Genomic DNA, 19,340 nt, shown 5'->3' with positions numbered 1-19,340 from the left:
TCCCACCCGGGTGTCTCCTCGGGTCGATCCGTGCCAGAGTTGTGCCGTACATCGATGTTCGGGAGGACACATGGGGTTGGCTTATTCCCTGACGCTGCTGCGTGACGCACTGGGCGCGGCACGATTCCCACTTCGGCTCCCTGATGCCGAGGAAGGGCAGGACACGGCCCGCCAGATCGTGACCCAACTCGACGACTACATCCTCCCGCGTCTGGCCAATCTTGAGGCCCCGGTGCTCGCGGTTGTCGGTGGATCCACGGGAGCAGGAAAATCGACCCTTGTCAGTTCGCTCATTGGGAGGGTCGTCACCCGTCCCGGGGTGATCCGGCCCACCACCAAGTCACCGGTTCTGGTGCACAACCCAGAAGATGCCCACTGGTTCGAGGACGACCGGATCCTGCCTGGGATGGTACGTACCCGCACTGTCGCCAACGACCGGGCAACCCTCCAACTCGTGGTCGAACCCACCCTCCCGCAAGGGCTGGCCATTCTCGACGCCCCCGATATTGACTCGGTTGAATCCGCGAATCGGATCCTGGCAACCCAACTTCTTGACGCCGCAGATCTGTGGCTGTTCGTGACGTCGGCTGCTCGCTACGCCGACGTCGTGCCATGGGGATTCCTTCAGACCGCCGTCGAGCGAGGGGCTTCCATCGCTGTGATCTGTGATCGGGTACCGCCGGGTGCGATGCATGTGATACCCGCCGACTTGGGGCGCATGATGATCGAACAAGGCCTGGCCCAGGCACCGCTGTTTGCCGTCCCCGAGACCCTGGTTGATGCCGAAGGTCTCCTGCCGGACACGGCGGTCGCGCCGATCCGTTCATTCTTGGCCGGTCTAGCCGCCGACAACAAGGCACGTGGACAGGTGGTGCGCAAGACCCTAGACGGGGCGATCAATTCGGTGATCGAACGCACCCCTCAGGTGACCGGTGCCCTGCGATCCCAGATCTCCGCACTCATGCAACTCGACAAGGACGCCACAGGCACTTGGGCGGAGGCAACCCGCGCGGTGCAGGTTGCCTCCGCCGATGGCACCCTGTTGCGCGGCGAGGTGCTCACCCGGTGGCATGACTACGTGGGCACCGGCGATCTCATGCGGAATCTGGACAAGCGGGTCGGCATGATCCGTGACCGGATCGTCGGCTGGTTCACCGGCAATCCAGAACGCGGAGAGCAGGTCGGTGTGGCCGTCGGCAACGGATTGGAAGCCCTGACCAACGGTGAGGGCCAACAGGCCGCCGAGCGGGTCGCATCCGTGTGGCGATCCCATCCCGCTGGCCGTGAGTTGATGGCCGCCCATCCCGAACTGGCCACTCCTACCCCGGACTTCGCCGAGGCCGTGGCCCGGACCATTCGGCAGTGGCAGTCTGACGTCTTGGATCTGGTATCCGAGGAAGGCAGGGGTCGGCGTTCCGCTGCCCGCATCGCAGCTTTCGGGGTCAACGGTGTGGGGGCCGCACTGATGTTGTTCATCTTCTTCTCCACCGGTGGCATCACCGGGGCCGAGGGCGGGGTCGCCGTTGGCTCGGCAGTGGTGGCACAGCGTCTTCTCGAAGCCGTGTTCGGCGATGAGGCGGTGCGTAGGCTGGCCAAAACAGCCAAGGATTCCCTGGACGCTCGCATTGAGGGGCTGTTCGCATCCGAACTTGCTAGGTACACCAAGGTGCTCGCCGACTTCGGAATGGCCCCGGAACGCACCGATGCCATCATCTCGGCGGTGACCATGGTCCAAGCTGAGCGGGATGCGGAACTCCTTCCGGAAAATCAGGGGTCGACCACGGAGCCGAAGCGCGGGATCATTGGTGCACGTGCAGAACTGGGGGCCGGTGGGGCAGCCGACCAGCCGGTGGGGCAGGCCGAGCTGGAGCCCGGCGTTGTTGGTGATCTGCCCCGATCCGAAACAGTCGTGTACGAGGCCGAGTTCGTCGAAGGAGACAACCATGGGCAGGCGTGACTCGCTCAATGATCGGGTGTCCGATCTGGAGGAGGCGGCTGAGTTCGCCCAATGGCGGCTTGACGCCACCCTCATAGACGAAGCCTTGGCAGTGGCCTCCCGGATCGACCGGCGATTGGCCTTTTCCACAAACCACACCGTCGTCGCCTTGGCGGGGGCCACCGGATCAGGGAAGTCCTCCCTGTTCAACGCGATCTCTGGTACCAGGCTGGCGGAACCCGGCATGAAGCGACCGACCACTTCCAGGGCGATGGCGGCCAGTTGGGGATCCGGTGGTGATGTTGCCGGCCTGCTCGACTGGCTCGACGTGCCCCGCCGCCACCAAGTGAAGGGGGATGACGTCGCTCTCGACGGGTTGATCTTGATGGACCTTCCCGATCACGACTCCACCGTCGTCACCCACCGGTTGGAGGTCGACCGGCTGTTGGAACTTGTCGACATGTTCATCTGGGTGGTTGACCCGCAGAAATATGCCGACGCCATGCTGCACGACGAGTACCTGAAGCCCATGGCCGCCCATGCCGAGGTGATGTTGGTCGTCCTCAACCAGATCGATCGGCTCACCTCGGATCAGGCCTGCGATGCGATGGCCGATCTACGGCGGCTGCTCGATTCCGAGGGACTCACCAAGGCCAAGCTACTGGGAGTCTCCGCTCTTACCGGGCAGGGCGTTGAGGGTCTACGTAAGGCCATTTCCCGGGCCGTGCAGTCGAAGCGCAGTGTGGCGGCCCGGCTGAATGCCGACGTGCATCGCGTCGCCGATCGTCTCAACCAAGCCTACGGGAACGCCAAGGTGGCGGAGAAGGTGCCGGAAGCCCGGGCCCGGGCTCTCAACGAATCCTTGGCCCAGGCGGCCGGGCTCGGTCTTGTGCGGGAGGCGGTGCTTCGCTCAATGCGGCATCGCGGAGTCAGCGCCACCGGGTGGCCGGTACTGGCTTGGATCAACCGCTTCCGCCCCGACCCGTTGCGCATGTTGCGGCTGGATAAGGGGGTGACCAAGGCAGACCGGGCTGGAGAGATCGCTCCGGTGTCAGTGCAACGCACTTCCCTGCCCAGACGTGCCCAAGGAGTGCAGGATGCGCGGGTGGACACCGCACTACGAGAACTCGCCGCAGTTGCCTCGCAGGGGCTGCCCCAGGGCTGGGTTGATGAGATCAGGGCCAAGTCGTTGACGAACCGGGCGGTGCTGGCCGACAAATTGGACACGGCCGTCGCGACCGCCGATCTAGCGATGGACAGCGGACACAACTGGTGGTCGGCGGTGAGGATCCTGCAATGGGTCATCTTCTTCACCGCCGCATTCGGTGGGTTGTGGCTGTTGATTGACGCGCTGCTGGCATACATGCAATTGCCCCATCTGCCTCGCATACTGATCGGCAAGGTCCCGTTGCCCACCGTGCTGCTCATCGGAGGGGTCATCGCCGGTCTGGCGACTGCCGGATTGGCCCGGATTGGCGTGGAGGCCGGGGCCCGTGCCAAGGCACTGCGTGCCGAGCGTGTGCTCACCAAGGCGATGGCCGAGGTATCCGACGAGTTGGTGATCGCTCCGATCAACGCCGAGCTGACCCGCTACCACGAAGGTCGGTCACGCGTCAGGCGAGCAGCTGCGGGCTGACAATCCGCGCATCCGGCGGCGTCGGAATCCTGCGCGGGGAAGACATCTGGGTTGGGATCGGGGCTGGCGTTGTGCAGCACTCTCTTGATGTCCGGATTGACCATTTCGCGAGACACGGCACTGATGTCGTGCCCTGGCTCACCCTGGGAAAGGAAAACACCAGTGTTCACAGGAATAATCACCGCTACCGGCCGGGTCGTCGCCGTGCTGCCCGACCATACCCCCGGAGTTACCCGGTTGCATATTGACCCGGATCATGCTGCCGACGATCTTGTCCCAGGAGGATCGATGGCCGTCAACGGGGTGTGCCTCACCGCGCTCAGCGATCCTGGATTGCCTGCAGGTTTTGCCGCCGATGTGATGGGGGAGACCCTTGAACGCACCAACATCGGTTCCCTGAGCCCCGGTGATGTCGTCAACCTGGAGCGTTGCACCAAGCTTGGCGAACGCCTCGATGGACACATCGTTCAAGGACACGTGGATGCCACGGGAATGGTGGAAATCATTGAGCCACAAGGGGAATGGACCAGGATGCGGATCTTGGTACCTGACAGATTGGCTGATCAGATCGCCGAGAAAGGATCAATCACCGTCGATGGGGTCTCTCTGACCGTCACCGCAGTGAACCAACCAGGGACCAGCGCATGGTTCGAGGTTGGGCTGATTCCGGTCACCTTGACTTCCACCCGGCTCGGTGGGCTTCATGTGGGCGATCGGGTCAACGTGGAAACCGATGTCCTCGCCAAATACGTCGCACGTCTGCTGGCCGTTGGAGGCGCCCGATGAACGTGACCATCGAAGAGCTCCCGCTCACATCTGTGCCGGTGGGTAGCGGGCTGTTTGCCAGCAACACCGACGAACGTCATTGAACCTGGGGGATTGCCGGGATCTAGCGAGGACAAGGGATACGAGGCTGCCAGTGCCGTGATCCGGATGGCACCCATGCTGGTTGGGCCCGACCGGGCACCGGGTGATGGCATCGTCGCGGCGGGGAAGTGAACAGATGTCCGGCATAATTGACGAGGATTGTCCGGTCTACTCAAGGGAGCATGCGCCGCAATGGCAGAGTTCATCTACACAATGCACAACGTCCGCAAGACGATCGGTGAGAAGCTGATCCTTGATGACGTGACCCTGTCCTTCCTTCCCGGGGCCAAGATCGGTGTCGTCGGCCCCAACGGCGCGGGCAAGTCGACCATGCTCAAGGTGATGGCCGGCCTGGAGCCGATCAACAACGGCGACGCGATGCTGGCCAAGGACGCCAGTGTCGGGATCCTGCTGCAGGAGCCTCCACTGACCGAGGGTAAGACCGTCCTGGAGAACGTCGAGGAGGCGGTTGCCGAGACCAAGGGCATGTTGAACCGGTTCAACGAGGTTTCTGAGGCGATGGCTGATCCCGAGGCCGATTTCGATACACTGCTCGCCGAGATGGGAGAGTTGCAGACCGAGCTCGATGCCCGCGACGCCTGGGATATCGACTCGAAACTTTCCCAGGCCATGGACGCCCTGCAATGTCCCCCGCCGGACACGGTCGTCGACGTGCTGTCGGGTGGTGAGCGCCGACGGGTGGCCTTGTGCAAGCTGCTGCTGGAGCAGCCCGACCTGCTGCTGCTCGACGAGCCCACCAACCACCTTGATGCCGAATCGGTCAACTGGCTGGAGGGCCACCTCAGGACCTATCCGGGTGCGGTGCTGTGCATTACCCACGACCGTTATTTCCTGGACAATGTCGTCGGCTGGATCTGTGAAGTGGACCGCGGGCGGCTGTACCCCTATGAGGGCAACTACTCCACTTACTTGGAGACCAAGCGTAAGCGTCTGGTCATTGAGGGCCAGAAGGATGCCAAGCGGGCCAAGATCTTGGAGCGTGAACTCGAATGGGTGCGTTCCTCGCCTAAGGCCCGGCAGGCCAAGAACAAAGCCCGTTTGGCTCGCTACGAGGAATTGGCGGCCGAGGCGGAGCGCAACCGTAAGATCGACACCGCCGAGATCAACATCCCACCTGGCCCGCGCTTGGGCAATGTCGTGCTCGAGGTAAACGGGCTGTCGAAGTCCTTCGACGAGCGGGTGCTCATCAAAGAACTCACCTTTGACCTGCCACGGGCAGGCATCGTCGGTGTCATCGGTCCCAACGGGGTGGGCAAGACCACCTTGTTCAAGATGATTGTTGGTGAGGAGACCCCGGATGCCGGTGAACTCAAGCTTGGTGAGACGGTCCAGGTCTCCTATGTCGATCAGCGTCGTGGTGGGTTGGATCCAGATCGCACCGTTTGGGAGGTGGTCTCCGATGGGCTCGACCACATCAAGGTCGGCAATTTCGAGATGCCCTCGCGTGCCTATGTCGCATCCTTCGGTTTCAAGGGCCCCGACCAGCAGAAGCCCTCGGGGGTGCTTTCTGGTGGGGAACGCAACCGACTCAATCTTGCACTGACCCTGAAGCAGGGCGGCAACCTGCTACTGCTCGACGAGCCGACCAACGACCTCGACGTCGAGACCTTGCAGTCGCTGGAGGATGCCTTGCTGGAGTTCCCTGGTTGTGCCGTGGTGATCTCTCACGACCGCTGGTTCCTGGACCGCGTCGCCACCCACATCCTGGCCTGGGAGGGCGAGGATGCCGACGGGGTGCCTCGGTGGTTCTGGTTCGAGGGCAACTTCGCCGACTACGAGAAGAATAAGGTGGAGCGTCTTGGTGAAGAGGCCGCGCGGCCGCACGCATCGAAGCACCGCCGTCTGATGCGCGACTGAGCTCTCCACCGGCTCCGTGAGTTCATCGGCGCCCGGTTTTTTGGGGGCTCACCCCATGTACTTGATGAGCAGTTCGGGCAGGGTGAGCGCAGTGCGGTTTTCCAAGTCCTTGACCTGTTTGCGGCAGGAGAAACCGTCGGCCAGGATGATCGCTTGCTGCCCGGCCTCGTGGATTGCGGGCAGAAGATCGTGCTCGGCGACCTTCACCGAGGTTTCGTAGTGGCCGCGCTCCACACCGAAATTGCCGGCCAGCCCACAACACCCTCCCAAGATGATGACCTTCGCCCCGGTGCGTTCCAGCACCCGCTTGTCGGCGGCATGACCGAGCACCGAGGTCTGATGGCAGTGGGGCTGGGCGACGATGGTGAGCCCGCTCAGATCCGGTGGTATCCAGTCGTCGAGTCCATCCAACAACTCACCCAAGGTGGTGATGGCATCCCGCACCACTGCCACTCGGGGTTCATCGGGCAGCAGCTCAGCGGCGTCTGAACGCCATACCGCCATGCAGGAGGGCTCCAGGCCGATGATCGGCACCTGCTGCTCGGCGATCGGGGCAAGCACTTCCAGAGCATGTCGCAGCTGGCGGCGGGCCCCGTCCAATTGCCCGGTGGTGATCCAGGTCAGCCCGCAGCAGGCATCGCCGGAAACCACCTTCGGTTCGAAGCCAAGCGATACCAGCAGGTTGAGCAGGGCGACCACCTGACCGCCTTCGAATGCGTCGGAGAAGGAATCCACCCATACTGCGACCCGCCCACGACGCGCGGTGCCGCCAGTTAATTCGTGATGCTGGTGGGATGCAGCCGCTCCAGTGCGGAATCGAGGCATCGGGCGACGCTGGTCCACCCCCGCCACCCAGCGGGCGATGTGTTGCAATCCCGGGGTCTGGAGCACGAAATTCATCAGCACCCCGATCCGCAACCTGGTGGTTAGCCGTCCCCATCTGGGCAACCAACCCATCGCGTAGTGGCTCGTCGGTCGCAATCTGCCGCGGTACTTCTCGAACAGTACCCGTGACTTGAAGGCCGCCATGTCCACCCCGGTTGGGCAGTCTCTGCGGCATCCCTTGCACGATAGGCACAATTCAAGTGCCTCGGTGACTTCGGGGGAGGCCCATCCGCCGGTGATCAGGGTGCCGTTGATCATCTCCTGCAAGATGCGTGAACGGCCTCTGGTGGAATCCTTCTCATCCCCGGAGGCTTGGTAGGAGGGACACATCACCGAGCCCACTTTCGTCGAATCGGAGCGGCACTTGCCGACTCCGGTGCACGAGTGGACAGCCTTAGCGAATTCGGGGTGGGACATCGTCAACGGCGAATTGCGGGCCAGGAATGGGCGCACATTGTGGTTAAGGGGCTCCGGATCGACCAGCACCCCGGGGTTCAGCAGGTTGTTCGGATCGAAGATCTGCTTGACCGCCGCGAACAGGTTGAGGGCTCCGGTCGAGTACATCAGGGGCAGTAACTCGGAACGAGCCCGCCCATCACCATGCTCACCGGACATCGAACCCCCGTGGGATGCGACGAGTTTCCCAGCTTCGGTGATGAACTCGTGCAGCACTTGAGTACCGTCGTCGCGGGTCAACGGCACGTCGATACGGCAGTGGACACACCCTTCACCGAAATGACCGTAGGGCAGCCCATGAAGCCCGAATCTCTCCAACAAGGCGTCGAAATCGCGCAGATAGGCGCCGAGCCTGTCAGCAGGTACCGCGGCATCCTCCCACCCGGCCCATGCCGGTTCATCAAGGGCAACCGAGGCCAAGCCAGCGGCATCGGTGCGGATGGTCCACAACCGGGCGGCCTGCGCAGGGTCGGTGACCACCCACCCCTCGGTGCATCCGGAAACGTCGACCATGCCATGGGCGCGGGTGAGCATCTCGTCCATGTCATCGCCCACGAGTTCGATGAACACCCATCCGTCGCCATCGGGCAGATCCGGCACTGCCGATGCCCCGAGACGCTCGGCCACCACATCGGACAGCCGGCGGTCCATGCCCTCGCAGGCGGTGGGGGAGAAAGGAAGGATGAGGGGCATTGCATCGGCGGCATCTGCCATCGTCGGATAGCCCAGGGCGATTGTCAGCTTCAGCGGGGCGTCCTTGACGAGCTTCACCACCGCCCGGGTGATCACCCCCAAGGTGCCCTCGGTGCCAGCGAAGAATTTGGCAGCGTCGAAGCCTTTCTCCGGGAGCAGATGTTCCATCGAATACCCGGAGACCTGGCGGGTGAATGTGCCGAATTCGGTGCGGATCACCCCCAGCGATTCGCCCACCACCTGGCGTAACCGGTCAAGGGTCGGTCCGTGGGCGTCCTGGGTAAGAGTGAGGCATTCCCCAGTGCCGGTGATTACCTCCAGTTCGACGATGTTGTCTGCGCTGCGCCCGTATCCCAGGGCCCGGGGCCCGCAGGCGTTGTTGCCGATCATTCCGCCTACCGTGCAGCGGTTCGCAGTCGAAGGATCGGGGCCGTAGCGCCAACCGAGCGGGGTAACCGCGGCCTGGAGTTGTGATTGGATCACCCCGGGTTCGATCTCGGCGGTTCCGGAAACCTCATCAATGGAGATGATCCGGTTCAGATGCCTGGATGTATCGATGATCAGCCCAGTCCCCACCGCATTACCCGCACACGAGGTGCCTGCTCCACGAGTCGTGATGGGCAGGCCCACCTCCAAAGCGGCGCGCACTAATTCAACCAATTCCTTACGGGTCCGGGGGACCGCTACGACGCTGGGCACCAGTCGGTAGATCGAGGCATCCGTCGAGTACAGGGCGCGGGCCAGGGTCGAGGAATCCAGAATGCCCGGATCGCTCAACCGTGCGGCGAGCGCATCCAGAACCGAAGCGGTCGTGTCGATACTCACTTGTCAGAGTCTGCCACCGACAGGATTGCCCCGAGCGCACGTCCCATCGCTTCGAGGTCGGCGGGGGTAACCGGGTCGATGAAGATGCGACGCACTGCCGAGACATGGGAGCTCGCGGCGCGCTCCAGCAGGGCGAAGCCCTCGGCGGTGAGTCGTGCGATGACCCCACGACGGTCATCGGCGGCGGGTTCCCGGACGATGAGCCCAGCGGCCTCCATCCGTCCCACCGTATGGGTGAGCCGGGATCGGGACTGGTTGGCTCCTTCAGCCAATGCCGACATCCGGATCGAATGGGCTGGCGCCTCGGAGAGCACGACGAGTACCTCGTACTCGTTGAGATCGAGATTGAACGGGCGCAGATCGGCAGTGAGCAGATCATCGATCCGGGCCGTTGCGGTGAGCCATGCCCGCCACACCTCTTGTTGTTCCATGCTCAGCCACTGCGGCTCGTGGTGGCTCTCCCCATCTTGATGCGCCTCGGGCATCGTCGTTGGTGTCTCTCCCCTGGGCATGGCCCAAATATAGCGAATCCGTTGAATTCTGAAGAAAGGTCTGTGGGCTGCTTCCCGGTAGAATCACCGTGGATCACAGGGTCCATTCCCCATTGAGGAGATACATGACGTCCGGAGCACCAAGCATTGCGGCCGAGATCATGGCCGGTGGTGCCAGCAGCTACCCTGGCCTGTTTCGTAGACGGGTCGCCGATACCCCCGAGCGAGTCGCCTTCCTGACCCCTCCCGATGAGCCGGAGCAGCCTTGGGGAGAGATCACCTGGCGGCAGGTCGGGGCTCTCGCCGATGCTGCCGGGGCAGGTATGGTCGCTCTGGGACTGATACCCACACAGCGGGTCGCCATCGCCTGCTCCACGAGGATCGAATGGGTGCTCGCCGATTTGGGTATTGCATTGGCGGCCGGGGTGACGACGACTATCTACCCCAACACCAATGCCGACGACGTGCGGCACATCGTCACCGACTCGGAAACTTCCCTGATGGTGGTCGAGGATGCCGCCCAACTGGCCAAAGTCCGCTCTCTGCCCGAGTTCACCGAGCAGGTTCGTCACGTGGTGGTTATCGACGACGACCTCGACGAGGCCCAACGATCCGATCCCCGGGTGCTCACATGGCAGGAACTGCTCGACCTGGGCCGGGACCGTCTGGCTGCCGATCCCGGGTGCCTCGACGAGCGGATCGCCGCGCTGGGACTCGACGATTTGTCCACTCTCATCTATACCTCCGGCACCACTGGCGCCCCTAAGGGAGTCGAATTGCTGCACCGGGCGTGGTTGTACGAGGGTGCCTGCATAAAATATTTGAATTTCGTCTTCCCCGACGACCTGCTTTATCTGTGGCTTCCGCTGTCCCATGTCTTCGGCCGGGATTTGCTCTCGGTGCAGTTGGCCATTGGCTTCCGGGCAGCTATCGACGGGCGGGTCGACCGCATCGTGGAGGGCCTGGGCGCTACTCACCCGACGGTTTTCGTGGGGGTGCCGCGGATTTTCGAGAAGGTACGTGCCGCGGTGATGACCGCCTACCCGCAGAACGGATTGAAGGGGAGGATATCCCGATGGGCTTTCGCCGTCGGTCGTGATTCGCGTCCCTTCCGGCTCGCCGGGCGTCCACTGCCCCCGCTGTTGCGGATCGCCTATGCTATCGCCGACCGGTTGGTCTTTTCCCAGCTCAAGACCAGGTTGGGCGGCAATCTTCGAATGCTCATTTCGGGTTCGGCCAAGTTGTCGAGCCAGGTCCAGGAGTGGTTCTACTCGGCAGGGTTGACGATCATTGAGGGTTATGGTGCCACCGAGACCGCCGCCATCACCTTCCTCAACCTGCCCGACCGGCCTCGCTTCGGCACTGTCGGCCCGGTTATTCCCGGATTGGAGACCAAACTTGACGCCGACGGAGAGGTGATGGTCAAGGGGCCGACCATCGCCCAGCGTTACCACAATCTTCCCGAGGAGACAGCCGAGGCCTTTGTGGACGGTTGGTACCGTACCGGCGACATCGGCGTGCTCGACGCCGACGGCTATCTCACCATCACCGACCGCAAGAAGGACCTGTTCAAGACCTCGAACGGAAAATTCGTCGCCCCGCAGAAGGTGGAGAACACAGTGATGGCGAATATCCCTTATGTCTCTCAGGTGGTTGCGATCGTCGAGAACCGCAAATACGTCACTGCTTTGCTCGCCCTTGACCCGGCCAGCCTCGCCAAATGGGCTGCCCGGCGCGGCAAGGACGGGTTGTCCCATGCCGAGTTGGTGGCGCTGCCCGAGGTCCGGGAGTCGATCGATCGCCGGATGCGCAGCGTCAACAATCGCCTGGAGCGATGGGAACAGATCAAGCGTTACACGATCCTGCCGCATGAGCTCACCTTGGCCGACGGCACGCTGACCCCGAGTCTCAAGGTGCGCCGCGGCGCGGTCCACGAGAAATATGCCGAGGAAATCGAGGCTATGTACTCCGATGCTTCCCACTCGGACTTGGCCCAGTGAGATTCACCGCCAGGGTCCAACAGCGTTGGGCCGATATGGATGTCCAGGGCCACGTAAATAACGTGGTCATCGCCGATTACCTGCAGCAGGCCCGCTCTCAGTTTATGGAGGCGGGCGGGGCTACCACCAGCCAAATGCTGGCCGACGGGGTGGTCGTCGTTCATCATCGCATTATCCACCGCAGGGCGTTGGACTACCGGGGTGAGGTGGAGATCGAACTGTGGGTGGCCCAGCTGGGTGGGGCGCGGATTCGCATCGATTACCGGATCATGCAGGATAGCCAAGAAGCGGTTCTTGCCTCGACGGTGGTCTGTCCCTTCGATTTCGACGCTCAGGTGCCACGTCGGCTGCTTGCCGCTGAGCGGGATTGGTTCGAAATGCACCGTGACGCCAAACTTGGCATCCGTTGCCTGGACCGGGTGGAGTTGCGCGGCAGGGGATTGCCCTATTTGGTGGAACCGCGTTGGTCCGATGCCGACCGTTATGGGCATGTCAACAATGTGCGGACCTTGGACTATGTCATGCAGGCCCGGATCGTTACCACCACCGAGATCGATCCATCGATGGCCCGGATGGGAACAGGGGATGGCGATGAACTGCGCTGGTTGATTGCCCGGCAGGACATCGACTACATGGCTCAGCTCTCCGTGCGCCCGGAACCCTATTTGGTGCTCACTGCTCCGATCCGGGTGGGAACCTCCTCGGTGGTGCTGGGAACAGAGATCATCGACCGGGCGAGCGGAGCCATCTTGGTCACTGCCCGTGCGGTGCTTGTGTGCGCTGAGACCGATGGCGTGAAGCGGGCGCTCCCGGATTCCGCTCGGCAATCGCTTTCTGAATTGTTGGTAGGTGACTGAAGGGGTACTGGGAATCCCTGCGGTCACGCAGAGATGGCGGAGCAACCCCCCCTGCACATCACCAAAGACGCGATCATCTCGTCGGCTCCCGGTTCCGTGAAAGCTTGGGCCTCATGCCGGACTGGAGCACCTGCATACCAGGCCACTTATATGAAAGAGGGCAGGTCGGGAACTTTCCCTCCTGCCCCTTTCGGTTCTGGTCTCAGTCTTCGGAGATCTTTGTCTCCGAACGATCACCGGACCACTCCAGGTGATAGTGCCCAGGGGTATCGATGCGCTCGTAGGTGTGCGAGCCGAAGAAATCACGCAGCCCCTGGGTGACGGCGGCATTGTTGCGGGGCGCGCGAGCCATGTCGTAGTAGGCCAGCGAAGATGCGAAAACCGGGGCTGCGATCCCGGCCTGGGCTGCAGCTACCACCACACGACGCCACGCGGCGTTGTATTCGCCGAGCTTTGGGGCGATGGATGGGGCAGCCATCAGTGACACCAGCTGCGGGTCGGCTGAGTACTCCTGGCGAATGTCTTCGAGCAGCTTGGCGCGGATGATGCAGCCATCGCGCCAGATCTTGGCGGCATCGGCCACCGAGATGTTCCACCCGAACTCCTCGCCACCAGTGCGGATCTCGTCGAAACCCTGGGAATAGGCGACCACCTTGGAGGCCCACAGCGCTTGTCGGACATCTTCAATGAAGGACTCGCGGTCGGCGACTTCAAGCACCCGGTCCGGGCCGGTGAGCACCGAAGCGGCAGTGCGCAGGTCGTCGTGGGAGGACAAGGCGCGGGCGAATACCGATTCGGCGATGCCGTTGACCGGCACACCGAGCTCCAGAGCGGTCTGAACCGTCCAGGTACCGGTACCTTTCATGCCTGCGCGATCCTTGATCACATCAACCAGCGGGGCCCCGGTCTGCGGATCGGCTTGGGCCAGCATCTCGGCGGTGATTTCAATGAGGTAAGAGGACAGCTCGCCCTCATTCCACTTCCTGAAGGTCTCGGCGGCCTCAGCCACACTCAGCCCGGCCGCGCGCAGCAACTCGAAGGTTTCGCCGATTACCTGCATATCGGCGTATTCGATGCCGTTGTGGATCATCTTGACAAAATGACCGGCGCCATTGGGGCCGATCCAGGTGCAGCAGGGCTCGTCGCCGACATGTGCGGAGATTGCCTCGAGCATGGGGCCGAGGGTTTTGTAGGATTCCGGTGTGCCGCCGGGCATGATCGCAGGGCCGGTCAGCGCCCCATACTCACCGCCGGAGATGCCGGTGCCGACGAAATGGAAGCCCTTGGCCGAGATCTCGGCTTCACGCCGGATAGTGTCGCGGAAGTTGGAGTTTCCACCGTCCATGATGATGTCGCCCTCGTTGAGGTGGGGCAGCAACTCGGCGATGGTGGCATCCGTGCTGGCACCGGCTTTCACCATGAGGATGATGGAGCGTGGACGGTCAATGGAGTTGACGAAGTCCTGGATGGACTCGGAGCCGATGAAGGTACCCTCATGCCCGTGATCGGCGAGGACTTTCTCGGTCTTGGCATGGGTGCGGTTATGGATCGCCACGACATACCCGTGGTGTGCCAAATTGCGGGCCAGGTTCGAGCCCATCACCGCCATGCCGACGACGCCGATGTTGGCCTTGGGTTTCGTCATAGGTGCTTGTCTCCTTCGATCGCCGACACACACATCGTGTCGGATCTGCACCGCCCATCATGCCTGACAGAGCTATGAGCCAGCGAGCAGATCCAATACCCGGGCAGTTGGCCCCTTCGGTCGGAGGCATTCCGACGAGGAAAGACACCCGGTGAACGCGGTGAATCCCGGTCTTCTCCGGAGTTCCGATGCAATTTGTTGCCAAGTTGCCCTAGGATTGGTTGGCGTGGAACATCAATCACCGTCGACCAAGGCAGCCACCATCTACGACGTGGCGGCTGCCGCAGGGGTGAGCCCCTCAACGGTTTCGCGTGCCTTCTCTCGCCCAGGTCGGGTGAGCGCGAAGACATCGGCCCGTATTCATCAGGTGGCTGCGGATCTCGGCTATCGGGCGCCGCAGGTGGCGCGTGCCGACGCGGCCAAGCAGTCCAAGTTGCTCGCCATCTCGCTGACAGACATCACCAATCCGTTCTTTTTCTCCATCATCCGCGGGGCCGAGCATGTCGCAGTGTCTGAGGGGTACTCGATCTTGCTCATCGATTCCGAGGAATCCGAAGAATTGGAACGGCGTCTCTACGACCGGACCATGCCTTTGGTCGACGGAGTAATCATCGCCACCTCACGCCTGTCGGACACCGCGCTGCGTTCTGCTGCGAAGGTGTCCCCCACGGTCATCCTGAACCGTTTGGTGCCGGGAGTGCCCTCGGTCGTCACCGACTACGCGCGTGGCATGCGACGGGCTCTGGAACACCTGGCCGAACTGGGCCACCGCCGGGTTGCATATGTGTCAGGTCCTTCCGCTTCATGGGCGGAGGTCGCCCGGGCAAGGGCCTTCCGGGAAGGGTGTTTTGAGCTGGACCTTGCCGATCACCGGGTAGGACCCATCCCGCCGACGGTCAGGGGCGGTATGGGGGCCCTGCCACAGGTGCGGGAGAAGCGCGTCACCGCCGTGGTTTGTTTCAATGACATGATCGCCATCGGTTTGATGCGCGCAGCCAAAGCCACGGGGATGACCATCCCCAGTGATCTATCGGTGATCGGTTTCGACAACATCTTCGCATCCGATCTGGTGACCCCTGGGCTCACCACCGTCGCGGCCCCGCTGTCGCTGCTGGGGGAGCGGGCCGCTCGTTCGGTGATCGCAATGGCCACCGGTCAGGAACACGAACTCAACCCGGAATCGCCTTCGGTGTTGCCGATGCGGCTCATTGTGCGTGAGACGACGACAGCAGCCCGCAGGCTTCCTGCCTGAGAACTGAGAAACGATGAGGCCTTGCGAGTGATACTCGTGGGGTGCAGCGTGCTGGTTGCCGAGCTATTCTCCGCCTTGTGAGTCGATGACGTGGTCGTGCTCGGGAGTAGTCCTGGCGCTTGTCAGTGGAAATGGTTGCCAGAACTCGGTTCCCCGGACAACAAAGTTTCCTGCGACGTGATCAGAGTGGCAAGCGGCTTGCAAAAAGCTCGATTTGCCCTTGACGCCGGATGGGGGCCTCAGTAAGATGCGCAACTGACTTGAAACGGTCATTGTCTCATTGTTGAGTGCAGATCTGACCCAGACGATTCCGCTTCATGATTTGGCCCCTGAATGGTCGACGGGATCTGTTTGTTAATGTATCCTGCCTCGATTGCGTGAAGGAGCGTCATGGCAGAAATGAAGAAGAGTCTCAACTTCTTCCAACTCTTGGCCCTAGGGGTGGCAGGCGTCATCGGATCGAGCTGGATCTACACGAACTCTGCGTTCTTCGAGAAGTACGGTGCCGGGGGAATGATTTTCGGCATGGCTTTGGGCGGGCTGCTTGCAGCCTGTGTTGCCTTGGCATACTCGCAGTTGACAACGCAGTTTCCCAGAGCTGGTGGTGAGGTCGTCTACTCATACGTCGGCCTGGGACGGCGCTGGTCTTTCATGACGGGTTGGTTCCTGATTGGCGCCTATCTTTCATCTACTGCATTCTACGTGACGGCATTCGGTAGGCTCTTACAACGCATTTGGCCCAGTGTTTCGGGTGTTCAGTTGTGGGAAATTAACGAATCCTCCGTCGATTCGACGGTGCTGCTCATCGGTGTCCTGCTGACGTTGCTAATTGCTGGCATGAACTGGTTTGGAGTGAGCGTTTCGGGTCAGATCCAGACTTTGCTGTTCACGGTGATGATTCTTGTTGGCATCGTGCTCATATTCACTGCATTGCTTAATGGGAGCCCATCGAATTTCTTGCCACCCTACGCAGAGGATGTGAATGCTTTCGGTGATACCCTGCGTTTCATCGTGCCTGGGATGACCTACATGGCAGGTTTTGGCCTGGTTGCTTCGCTAGCCGAGGACGCCAGCGTTCCGGCGCGCAAGATCGGCCGGGTTACCGTGCTGACCGTCATCGTGGCCACTTCTTTCTACTGCCTGGTGCTGCTCTCTTCGGCTTGGATCCATCCTTGGCGGGAAGTTGCGACTATGGAACTGGGAACCATCGATGCCTTCACCGCGGCTGGTTTCCCGATGCTCGGCTGGGCTGCATGGAGCATCGCGATCCTCGGACTGGCTACCAGCTTCCTGGGTCTGTTCATGGCCATTTCCCGGATCGTGGTGGCGATGGGACGCGCTCGGCTCCTACCCGGATCTTTGGCCATCGTCGATGAGAAGACAGGAGCACCGCGTCGCGCTATCGTCCTGACTGCAGTGCTCACCGTGGTGTTGGGGGCACTCGGACCTGGCGCGATGATCTGGTTCCTTGACACCGGTGGCATCTACTTGGGCATGGTGTGGGTGCTGATGGTCATCGTCGCAACCGTGCTTCCCCGACGCCACCCTCACCTGAAGAGTGGTTACAAAGCTGGGTTTCTTCCCTGGATCGGTGCGGCCGGTGCGGTGTTGGTGATCGTCATGGCCCTGTGGCCGGGAACGAACCTGTCGCTACAGTGGCCCGGCGAGTACATCATTCTGGCCGTGTGGCTCGGGCTCGGGCTGGTACTGCTCGCCTTGGCGAAGCCGATGGATGAAGACGCGGCCTTGACGGAACTGTTGGGTGAGTATAAGGCGGAACTGAACGCGGGTCTCACGGGTTCAGCTGCCGATTCCGGTGATGGGAAGCAGTAAAAATGAACCGCTGGCTAGCTGATCCTGATCTGCTCATCAGGAACCGTATCCCCAAAGATCTTCCTCCGCTGCGTCCGGCTGCCTCGCAGGAAGATGCTCTCATAGTGGCCCGTGGCGAGAACGGTGAGCCCTTGGTGCCGATCACCGGAGTGGAGGTGAAAAGGTGCTACGCGGAGATTGATTTCACCGAAATGCCGCCCCAGGCCATGCTGCGTGCGGGCCTGCTCGACCGCATTCAGCGAGCGCAGACGGCACTACCCGAGGGGTTCACCATCGTGGTGCTGGACGGTTGGCGGACCAGGGATTTCCAGGGAGAACTGTTGAATTACTACCGGGACCTGTCCGGTGGTGATATGGGATTGTTCGTTTCCGACCCGTCGTGGTCGCAGCGGATGCTTCCGCATGTCAGTGGCGGAGCAGTCGATCTCACCTTGGCAGTTGACGGTGTCCCGGTCGCCATGGGGAGCGATTTCGATGTCTTTGATGAGTCGAGCTTCTTACTCGCCTTTGAGGATGTACCCGATGACGGAGACCCTGCTCGTCTTCTCGCCAAAGATCTGCGTCGTCTGCTCGGGAAGGTACTGGTTGATGCCGGGTGCGCACCCTATCCCTTGGAATGGTGGCACTGGTCTTACGGAGACCAGCTCTGGGCGGCATTCGCCGGGGAATCAGTCACGCTCTATTCTGAGATAGACGACTGATCACTAAGTGACAAGCCGGGGCCGGTGCTGGTCTTTTTCAGCCCTTGGCGGGCTGCTGCTGAGCCAAACGGTAGAGTACCTCGCCCGCGTCGGGCACCACCACGTAGGCGGGGTCTTTCATGAGCTCGGGAATGCTAGCGGGATCGCGGTACTTCACGTTGATCGACTCACACACTTCGGGGGAGATACCGGTGGCGAAGGTGAGGGTCAACCGGCAGTTCTCCTCCCCGGTCTCGGCATCGTAGACACCGGAGCCGCGGCCGTGCGTAGAATGAGCCAATACCCCCCAGGGAATTTCGGAGAACTTCTCCCACTGCTTCACATAGTAGTCGCGGCAGTGGTAGCCAATCTCATAGATCTCGGTATGGGCCTCGGAGACCTCGGTGATGTGTGGGGCATAAATGATTACCTCTCCGCCATCGGCAACGCCGGGTTCGGTTTTGTAGAAACCTTTGGCTGCGGTCCAGATATCGTGATAACGCTCGGGGATCTCCGCAATGACATTGGGCATCGGTTCATCGAGATATTCAATGTGGGTCTGTGCGGTGACTTCAGCTTGCTCGGCCCAAGCTGTCTCCGGGGTACCGAAGGAAGCCGACTCGATCTCGGCGGAGTGTGCTTTCACGACGAAGGCCAAGCAATACTTCTCGCCACCGATCAGGCTGGCTCCTTCATTTATCATTGCTCGCACTGGGGTGATGCCGGTGGTTCCGATCATTTCCGCAGAGGTTATCAAGGCTCCCACCCAGTGAGTCATGTCGATCAAGTCGTGGGCTGCGCATCCTGGGATGAAATACTTGTTGCCTCCGGATATGCCGACAACCTCGTGGGGCAGGATGGGGCCGATGATGATTTTCACATCGGCCTCGACGACCCGCTTGTTGATCAACACCTCAACACCCTTGTGCAGGCGGTCTCCGGATAGCTCTGCGATGCGGTCAGCCGGGATAGTTCCCACTGAGACGAGTTCAGCTGGGTCCTTCCACAGGTGGTTGATGATCTCCATGCCTGGGTAGGCCTCGACGACGTCAGTATCGCGATCACCGGTCGTCCATGCCGCGATCTCCGCCGGTTCCATGTACTCGTGGGTACCCAAGGCGATGATCGCTGTGGTTGATGCGGCCTTCGGGACCACTGCGCGGTGGACGGCCCCCAGAATCCGGGGCATAGGGCAGGAACGGGTGTCGTCGGGAATGATGAGCGCCACTGACTTGCCCGCCAGATCGAGCTGGTTGATCTGTCCTGCGACGAAATCTTCGAACTCCGTCGCGCCGATGTGGTAGCCCGGGCCGCCGATGGTCGGGACTTTCATTGCTTGCTCCTGGTCCGAAGGAAGATCTGCTGGGCCAAGCCTAGGACCTCCGACTGCACAGGGCGCCTTGAGC

At 61.8% G+C, this 19,340-nt stretch carries 13 protein-coding genes; 9 read left to right on the top strand and 4 right to left on the bottom strand.

Annotation, left to right across the window (positions count from 1 at the left end; translation table 11 throughout):
* The first annotated feature begins 70 nt into the window (after positions 1 to 70).
* The 4 genes from HMPREF1531_RS00460 (at position 71) to ettA (ending at position 6,317) form a co-directional block, all read left to right on the top strand.
* Entirely contained in the window at positions 71 to 1,957 is a 1,887-nt protein-coding gene (locus HMPREF1531_RS00460; protein WP_016667920.1) for a hypothetical protein, read from the top strand.
* On the top strand, positions 1,944 to 3,572 hold the full coding sequence (locus HMPREF1531_RS00455; RefSeq protein ID WP_016667919.1) for a GTPase: 1,629 nt from the start codon (positions 1,944 to 1,946) through the stop codon (positions 3,570 to 3,572). The genes HMPREF1531_RS00460 and HMPREF1531_RS00455 overlap by 14 nt, the downstream gene beginning before the upstream one ends.
* A 162-nt stretch (positions 3,573 to 3,734) precedes the next feature.
* A complete protein-coding gene (locus tag HMPREF1531_RS00450; protein WP_036896872.1) occupies positions 3,735 to 4,358 on the top strand; it encodes a riboflavin synthase in 624 nt (207 codons plus the stop codon).
* A gap of 273 nt (positions 4,359 to 4,631) precedes the next feature.
* Positions 4,632 to 6,317: an energy-dependent translational throttle protein EttA gene (gene ettA / locus HMPREF1531_RS00445; RefSeq protein ID WP_016667917.1), complete on the top strand. Its 1,686-nt coding sequence runs from the start codon at positions 4,632 to 4,634 to the stop codon at positions 6,315 to 6,317.
* A 48-nt stretch (positions 6,318 to 6,365) separates the two neighbouring features.
* Here the strand turns inward: ettA and HMPREF1531_RS00440 are convergent, their stop codons facing one another.
* Positions 6,366 to 9,170, bottom strand: a complete 2,805-nt coding sequence (locus HMPREF1531_RS00440; RefSeq protein ID WP_232210252.1) for an FAD-binding and (Fe-S)-binding domain-containing protein — start codon at positions 9,168 to 9,170, stop codon at positions 6,366 to 6,368.
* A 2-nt stretch (positions 9,171 to 9,172) separates the two neighbouring features.
* Positions 9,173 to 9,688, bottom strand: coding sequence for a MarR family winged helix-turn-helix transcriptional regulator (locus tag HMPREF1531_RS00435; protein ID WP_232210200.1), 516 nt, complete (start codon positions 9,686 to 9,688; stop codon positions 9,173 to 9,175).
* A 104-nt stretch (positions 9,689 to 9,792) separates the two neighbouring features.
* On the opposite strand from HMPREF1531_RS00435, the gene HMPREF1531_RS00430 reads away from it, so the two are divergent.
* Both HMPREF1531_RS00430 and HMPREF1531_RS12620 read left to right on the top strand, forming a co-directional pair.
* A complete protein-coding gene (locus HMPREF1531_RS00430) occupies positions 9,793 to 11,667 on the top strand; it encodes an AMP-dependent synthetase/ligase (RefSeq protein ID WP_016667914.1) in 1,875 nt (624 codons plus the stop codon).
* Positions 11,664 to 12,524: an acyl-CoA thioesterase gene (locus HMPREF1531_RS12620; RefSeq protein ID WP_016667913.1), complete on the top strand. Its 861-nt coding sequence runs from the start codon at positions 11,664 to 11,666 to the stop codon at positions 12,522 to 12,524. The genes HMPREF1531_RS00430 and HMPREF1531_RS12620 overlap by 4 nt, the downstream gene beginning before the upstream one ends.
* Before the next feature lie 202 nt (positions 12,525 to 12,726).
* Here HMPREF1531_RS12620 and gndA read toward each other — a convergent pair whose 3' ends face one another.
* The gene (gndA, locus tag HMPREF1531_RS00415) at positions 12,727 to 14,169 is read right to left on the bottom strand and encodes an NADP-dependent phosphogluconate dehydrogenase (protein ID WP_016667912.1); all 1,443 of its coding nucleotides are present in this window, start codon (positions 14,167 to 14,169) and stop codon (positions 12,727 to 12,729) included.
* Positions 14,170 to 14,395: 226 nt separating this feature from the next.
* Between gndA and HMPREF1531_RS00410 the strand changes: the two genes are divergently transcribed.
* The 3 genes from HMPREF1531_RS00410 (at position 14,396) to HMPREF1531_RS12615 (ending at position 17,955) form a co-directional block, all read left to right on the top strand.
* Positions 14,396 to 15,421, top strand: a complete 1,026-nt coding sequence (locus HMPREF1531_RS00410; RefSeq protein ID WP_036896869.1) for a LacI family DNA-binding transcriptional regulator — start codon at positions 14,396 to 14,398, stop codon at positions 15,419 to 15,421.
* Between the two features lie 390 nt (positions 15,422 to 15,811).
* Positions 15,812 to 17,254, top strand: a complete 1,443-nt coding sequence (locus HMPREF1531_RS00405) for an APC family permease (protein WP_016667910.1) — start codon at positions 15,812 to 15,814, stop codon at positions 17,252 to 17,254.
* 2 nt (positions 17,255 to 17,256) lie between these two features.
* Positions 17,257 to 17,955, top strand: coding sequence for a M15 family metallopeptidase (locus HMPREF1531_RS12615; RefSeq protein WP_016667909.1), 699 nt, complete (start codon positions 17,257 to 17,259; stop codon positions 17,953 to 17,955).
* A 37-nt stretch (positions 17,956 to 17,992) separates the two neighbouring features.
* Here HMPREF1531_RS12615 and HMPREF1531_RS00395 read toward each other — a convergent pair whose 3' ends face one another.
* The gene (locus HMPREF1531_RS00395; RefSeq protein WP_016667908.1) at positions 17,993 to 19,267 is read right to left on the bottom strand and encodes a lactate racemase domain-containing protein; all 1,275 of its coding nucleotides are present in this window, start codon (positions 19,265 to 19,267) and stop codon (positions 17,993 to 17,995) included.
* Positions 19,268 to 19,340: the final 73 nt, after the last annotated feature.

Source organism: Propionibacterium sp. oral taxon 192 str. F0372, assembly GCF_000413315.1.
Lineage (GTDB): Bacteria > Actinomycetota > Actinomycetes > Propionibacteriales > Propionibacteriaceae > Brooklawnia.
The sequence above is the reverse complement of the archived record's forward strand: the minus strand, read 5'-3'. Positions and strand labels throughout refer to the sequence as shown.